The organism is Bacteroidales bacterium (assembly GCA_016707785.1).
GTDB lineage: Bacteria > Bacteroidota > Bacteroidia > Bacteroidales > UBA4417 > UBA4417.
Window position 1 is genome coordinate 40,842 of record JADJGZ010000061.1, and the last position, 6,964, is coordinate 47,805.

Consider the following 6,964-nt stretch of genomic DNA (forward strand, 5'->3'; position numbering starts at 1 on the left):
TCATCTTCATCTTTAAAAACCCAACCTGAAACATCAACGGTATAGGATTGGGGATTATATATTTCTACTCAGTCCCCCGGATCAAAATCAGGACTTGAATTATAGTTTATCTCATTGATTACCAGCGTATCATTTTTTGTACGTGGGACAAACACCGCGGTAATGACATCATTGGTAAGCAGCTGGAGTTTGACTAAAGTAGCAGTATCTGAAGGCTGCAAAATATGATTATTCAACTCCCAATGGTCGAACTTATAGGTGGGGTCTACTTCGATGGATTTAAGCAGCACATCAATTCCACCATAATAGAAACCTTCCCAGGGATAGGATTCCGGAGTAATGGAATTCACCTGAATCTTTCCCTTCAGGGCAGGCTCCACATTTAGGGTAACAGGATATGGGCCTGTAAGGTTATAGCATTCAAGCAGACCATCTTTCACAACATTGTAGCGAGTGTTGATAAAATCCCTCACCTTTTGAACATTCTCCTGCCATTCATCCAGCGATCCTCCCCATCGGGTGCAATGTTTTGGAATTTCGGGCTCTATCATAGCGGCCATACTATCAAGCAGAGGGATCATGAACGAAGGTTTAAACCCGGTATTCATCAAATCGATATACCTGCTTACATAATACTGGTTGAAAGTAGGATTCATTCTAAGCCGGTTCAGGATATCAATATGACCCTCAGGATCTTGCGTGATACCCTCCTGGAAACAAGGTGTAGCTGTTGGCAATTGGGTTGGAACTCCTGTGTAATTAATGTAATGATTGAAAGTAGCATCTTCATCCCATAAGATATATCCCCACTTCTTGTGGGTACCTGTTGAATCCATTCCTCTCCACCATCCCACATTCCAGTTGATCCAATCACTACATACCACATAAGAATTGATGATCACATAATCGGCCAGACTGGTATAATCATACTGACTGGCTACATAATCAAACTTTTCAGGGGAAGCCATATTGTTATGCATGATGTAATAATACAGATCATGATAATCGTCGATGGCCTGCTGTCCGCCATACTCTGACCATGTACCACCCCAAAGCATACAGAATTGCAGGTTATACTTATCCTGCCCGTAATAATACTCACAATAATCGGCATCATCATCTCTTTCGCGAATAGCATATACGCCCCAGAATTGTCCGTTGGCATAAAGTACGCAGCGATGCGACCGGCGCCAGTCCAGGTGTTGACCCATAAGATCTGATGCTGTCATGATAAAATCGTCCCTCATCTGGATAGCAGAGTCTTTTGCAGGATAATTGTCATCACCGGAAGCCCTGAGGATCAGGCGCTGAAACTCTGTTCTGTCGCTGGTCTTGAAAAATTTATTCTGCAATGCAGAATTATACCCGCATTCATCCCTGCTAACCACATCAATACTTCGCTGAGGGTTGCCCCATGAATCCTGGCCATGTTTATTGATTTGTCCATACGAAGAGGTAGTCAATTGATCATCCGTCCCAAAATACTCATAGGATCCATAAGGGACAAGGGAAGCATCACCATCCAGAAGGTCAGTAAGGTTATCAGCAGCCACTGAAATAACCGGCAATGAATGGCTTATATTGAAGAAATAAGTTCTGAACTCAACAAGGCTGGGCAAAACCTGAGGATCGCTACTGAATGTCTTAGCTTTCATCACCCTGGTAGTGGCCATCGTAATGGGCCCGGTAACCGTTAAGGAAGTCGGTTTGGGCTCATAGCCATTTGTGGTATACCTGATAACAGCATTCAACTCATTGGTGGTGATTGTAAGGCTGAAGCTATTGGTATAAAAACCGGCATCAACACTCATAACAGGTTTTTCAGCATACCTGGTATATGGCGTTGCTGAATTATTTGAACTTCCGAATGTGGGAGCAGTAAATACTGACCACTCTGAAGATCCATCGGTAGTGCGGCCCCTGGAATGTCCTAATTGTGTGACTTCCAAAACCTTTTCCTCAAGCACAACACCAGTAGGGTCAGAGAGTACCAGTGACTCAGCCGGAATTTTGGTTTGAGTGAGTTTAAAATTGGTATGAACACCTGTTAATGAGGATTCATTTCTGCCGGAAAGCCAAATAATTTTATATCCATGCGAAGGAAGGTTAAAATTTACCGGGAACTTCCACTTATCAGGATTATCAGGGTTATCACTTAAACCGTAATCTTTTAAGTTAACTACTGAGCTACCAGCATTGTACAATTCAATCCAATCAGGAAATTCACCATAATTATCATCATGATGGTCAACATTGGTAACACAATATTCATTGATGACCACCTGCGATTTCAGGTAGGTACTAAATGAAAAAAAGAGAAAACAAGTTGCAAGGAGAAGGTATCGTTTCATCATATGCAGAGAGATTTTTTACTGTTGAGGATATCTTGTTAGAGGGTAAAATTAATGTTAATTTAATAATGCCCGTAACTTGCATCTAAAATCCTCTACTAACGCTTATTTTTTAACGAAAAACCTATATTTGTCAGGACAAGAAACAGGATGAAAAAATCATCCATAAATAAATTCTCCACACCCATGGTTTCAAGAAGAAAGTTTATTACAAACACCTCCGCCGGGATTGCTGGCTTAGCTGTATCAAATCATATCTTCGGTTCTGTTTTTCAACCCTTTGGTGAATTTACCAGTAACCGTCCGATGGTTGGAAAAAGAAATTTTGAAAGTAAGGCAGTAGATGCCATGATTGCCGAAGTAAAGGCAGCCATCAGCGATCCTGAACTGGCCTGGCTGTTTGAGAATTGCTTTCCCAACACCCTCGACACCACAGTGATTCCGGCCAACATACGCGGAAAGGCAGATACATTTGTCATTACAGGTGATATCCGGGCTATGTGGCTCAGGGATTCCACTGCACAGGTATGGCCTTACCTGCCCCTGCTTAACAAGGAACCTGAATTGAAAAGGCTTATTTCAGGGGTAGTAAACAGGCAGGTGCTATGCATAAAACTGGATCCTTACGCCAATGCCTTCATGTATGGTGAAGAGATCAGCCAGTGGAAGACCGACCTGACTGATATGAAACCAGGATTGCATGAGCGGAAGTGGGAAATCGACTCTCTCTGCTATCCGATCCGACTTGCACATGGTTACTGGAAAGAAACTGGTGACACTTCTATTTTCGATGATGAATGGCAGGCAGCCATGGAACTGGTGTATGCCACTTTTATTCAGCAACAACGCAAAGAAAACCGCGGCCCATATACCTTTAAGAGGGAAACAGCATGGCAGTCCGACACCGTTGCAGGGAACGGATATGGCAATCCAATCAACCCGGTAGGACTGATCTGTTCAACTTTCCGCCCCTCCGACGATGCCACAATTTTCCCTTTCCTGGTACCATCGAATTTCTTTGCCGTCCAATCATTGCGACAACTAGCCGATATTCAGCAGGAAGTAAGAGGCAATGCCGCTTTTGCCCTGAAATTAAGAGCCCTTGCCAATGAGGTTGAAAATGCATTGATGAAATATGCTGTTGCCAGTCACCTTGATTATGGCAAAATCATTGCTTATGAGGTGGATGGATTTGGAAACAAATTATTCATGGATGATGCCAATGTCCCGAGCCTGCTGTCGTTGCCCTACCTGGGCTGCATGGAACCCGGTAGCGAATTATATTCAAATACAAGAAGGTTCCTGCTCAGTAAGGATAATCCATGGTATTTTAGCGGCAAAGCAGCCAAAGGAATTGGCAGTCCGCATACGCTTATCGATAAAATTTGGCCTATCGCCCTAACCATGCAAGCCCTTACCAGCACGCAACCCGATGAAATCAAGGAATGTATTGTAACATTGAAAAACACGCATGCCGGAAAAGGATTTATGCATGAATCTTTCAACAAGGACAACCCATCCGACTATACCAGGAATTGGTTTGCGTGGGCTAACACCCTTTTTGGAGAGCTGATTATCAAGGTTTACAAAGAACATCCGCAGATACTTAAGAATATCTAGAAACTGTTTAAAATCATTAAAATGTAGTGCAAAAAGAATCCAGAATTCAGGAGTCAGGAGTCAGAATAGAAAAAATGGAACCTGTCTTGTCCTGAAATAGGTTTACAAAAAAAGGAGTAATCTTTTCAATTCACAGTCATGAGAATATTTTCGCTTTTACTGGCCCTGCTTATGATGGCAGGATACGAATCTGTTTCTGCCCAGAATGCAGATACCGTCTGGCTTTCATCGCTCGATTTGTCAAAAGCCTCTACTGGCTGGGGACAACTTGGAAAAGATGTTTCCTGCATGGGAAACCCCTTACGCCTGAACGGTGTTGAATACCAAAAGGGATTTGGCACTCATGCCAACAGTATGTTATATATCAGGCTGAATGGAGGTTCCAAACGTTTCAGTGCCATAGTTGGGGTTGATGATGAAGAAAAACTGACAACCGGGTCTGTAGTTTTCAGTATTTATGGTGCCGGGGCTATGCTCTGGAAAAGCCAGGTTCTGACTTCCGGAGGGATTTCTGAGAAATTTGACATAAACGTTACCGGCATCGATACTCTGATCCTTATTGCAGAAGGTGCCGGTGACGGTATCAATTATGACCATGCCGACTGGGCACAGGCATATTTCCTTGTTACAGGTACCATGCCCGAAACTGTGAACCGCATGAAGGAAGAAGCAATCATTTTAACCCCAAAACCCTCACCCAAACCCAGGATTAACGGGCCAAAGATCTATGGGGTAAGGCCAGGGCACGATTTTCTTTACCGAATCCCTGCTACCGGAAAAAAGCCTATATCTTATGCAGTAACAGGCTTGCCGGATGGATTAACCGTTGATAAAGCAAGCGGAATTATCACCGGAAAAGTGAAAACAACGGGTAAGTATGAAACGACCCTTGTTGCTAAAAATGAACTGGGTGCCGACAAAAGGAAATTCACCATTGTAGTGGGCGATCAGATAGCCCTCACTCCTCCCCTTGGATGGAACAGCTGGAATTGCTTTGCCTGTGCCATTGATCAGGATAAAGTGAAAGCAGCGGCTGATGCTATGATCCAATCAGGCCTTGCCGATTATGGCTGGAGTTATATCAATATCGATGATTGCTGGATGGTGAAACCTGATAGCGACGATCCCATTGTAGGCGGGAAAACCAGGGATGAACAGGGAAATTATGCTACCAATAAAAAATTCCCGGATATAAAGGGATTAACTGATTATGTTCATTCTCAGGGGTTAAAAGTCGGTATCTATTCTGGCCCGGGGCCCAAAACCTGTGCCGGCTATGAAGCCTGTTACCTCCACGAGGAGGCTGATGCCCTTCAGTTTGCAAGGTGGGGATTCGATTACCTGAAATACGACTGGTGCGATTATGAAAGAATTGCCAAGGACCATAGCCTTGCTGAACTCAAGAAACCCTATACTGTTATGCGTAATGCACTGGACAAGGCCGACAGGGATATTGTGTACAGTTTATGCCAGTATGGAATGGGAGATGTATGGGAATGGGGTGAAGAAGTGGGTGGCAACTGCTGGAGGACAACCGGTGATATTACCGATGACTGGTCGAGTATGGAAAGTATTGGCTTCGGACAGGCAGGGAAAGAGAAATATGCTGGACCTGGCCACTGGAATGATCCTGATATGCTGGTAGTTGGGATGGTAGGCTGGGGGCCCAGTCTTCATCCAACGCGACTTTCACCCAACGAACAATACACCCATATCTCATTATGGTCGTTGCTGGCCTCTCCCCTGCTTATTGGCTGTGATATGACCCAGATGGATGATTTTACTTTAAACTTGCTTACCAACAGTGAAGTATTGGACATCAACCAGGATCCCCTGGGCCGGCAGGCCAGCCGGGTACTGCAGCTCAATAACCTTGAAATATGGAAAAAGGAGCTGGAAGATGGTTCGGTTGCAGTAGGTTTATTTAACCGTGGACTATTCAATGAGAAAATCGTGATGAAATGGAGTGATCTCGGTTTAGAAGGAAAACAAATGCTGAGAGATGTCTGGAAACAGGAAAACATTGGTGTTTTTGATCAGCGGTTTGAAACCAGTCTGCCCTCTCATGGAGTTCTTTTATTGAAGGTGAGCAGGAAGTAGGGGTGGCTCAATTCAGATTCTGGATTACCAATAACCAATTAGGAATTGGCGACTAAAACGAGTTGTAATAAAAAAAAATTAAAACCGCAAAGACGCGAAGGAAGCGCTAAGACGCTATTGATAAGGCCCTAATTGAACATCTTCAGGAATTGCTCAGCCGTCATCACCGGCAATTTGGATTTGGCAAAATCTTTCAGGTTCCGGCTTACAATCATCTCAATATCATTTTCAAGTGCTGAAAAATATTGAATGGCATCCTCAAAATCTTCAAAATCATCATCATTCAGTGACAATTCCAGTACTTTATCTGTAAGGTCCAATACATGTACCATCACCTTTAATTTTCTCAATACCAGTTTCGCCTGGTCCGGCTTTAACTGCCTGGATAAGATAAAGTGAGTGTTGGCAAAAGATAGCGCCGATGTATATAATTCAACCGATTTTTTATCTGCAAGAGAGAAAAGACTTGCTGCTTCATTGTACCATGGTTCTCTTTTTGCGAGCAGGTCAATAATAATATTGGTATCGAGCAGGAGTCGCTTCATTTGTATTTTTCATTTAGAAAAGCAGAATACCCTTCCTTGTAATCCAGATCATTTGTATTTTGAATAACCCCGCTCAAACTCTCTACCAAAGGTGTTATTTCTGGCAAACCCTTCTTTGAGACTGTTATGGATTGAAAGTAGGTTTCTACCATCCTGGAAAGGCTGATATTATGACTAAGTGCATATTCTTTAGCCTTTTCAATCACTGTTTTATTAAGTCTTAATGTTAGTTTCGTTTCCATACAGTATCATTTACGTACAAAAATAATACATTTATACGTCAAACCCAAATTCTTTCGTCTTTTATGATTAACCTCACAAGTTTTATTCACCGAATTCATCTCACCA

Annotated in this window: 5 protein-coding genes; 2 read left to right on the forward strand and 3 right to left on the reverse strand. The window is 43.0% G+C overall.

Annotated features, from left to right (window positions below; all coding sequences use genetic code 11):
• Nucleotides 1–68 precede the first annotated feature (68 nt).
• Nucleotides 69–2,351 (reverse strand): CotH kinase family protein, encoded by a 2,283-nt coding sequence (locus tag IPH84_20690; protein ID MBK7175575.1) that lies wholly within the window; start codon nt 2,349–2,351, stop codon nt 69–71.
• A 186-nt stretch (nt 2,352–2,537) separates the two neighbouring features.
• Here IPH84_20690 and IPH84_20695 point away from each other — a divergent pair, with 186 nt between their 5' ends.
• Nucleotides 2,538–3,971 carry a glycoside hydrolase family 125 protein gene (locus tag IPH84_20695; protein ID MBK7175576.1) on the forward strand — a complete coding sequence of 478 codons (1,434 nt, stop codon included), beginning with the start codon at nt 2,538–2,540 and terminating at the stop codon, nt 3,969–3,971.
• Nucleotides 3,972–4,109: 138 nt separating this feature from the next.
• Complete coding sequence (locus IPH84_20700; protein ID MBK7175577.1) at nt 4,110–6,071, forward strand: NPCBM/NEW2 domain-containing protein; 1,962 nt, start codon at nt 4,110–4,112, stop codon at nt 6,069–6,071.
• A 128-nt stretch (nt 6,072–6,199) separates the two neighbouring features.
• On the opposite strand, the gene IPH84_20705 is transcribed toward IPH84_20700, so the two are convergent.
• Together IPH84_20705 and IPH84_20710 are read right to left on the reverse strand one after the other, a co-directional pair.
• The gene (locus IPH84_20705; protein ID MBK7175578.1) at nt 6,200–6,616 is read right to left on the reverse strand and encodes a PIN domain-containing protein; all 417 of its coding nucleotides are present in this window, start codon (nt 6,614–6,616) and stop codon (nt 6,200–6,202) included.
• Nucleotides 6,613–6,858: a hypothetical protein gene (locus tag IPH84_20710; protein MBK7175579.1), complete on the reverse strand. Its 246-nt coding sequence runs from the start codon at nt 6,856–6,858 to the stop codon at nt 6,613–6,615. Before IPH84_20710 ends, IPH84_20705 begins: the two co-directional genes overlap by 4 nt.
• Nucleotides 6,859–6,964 lie beyond the last annotated feature (106 nt).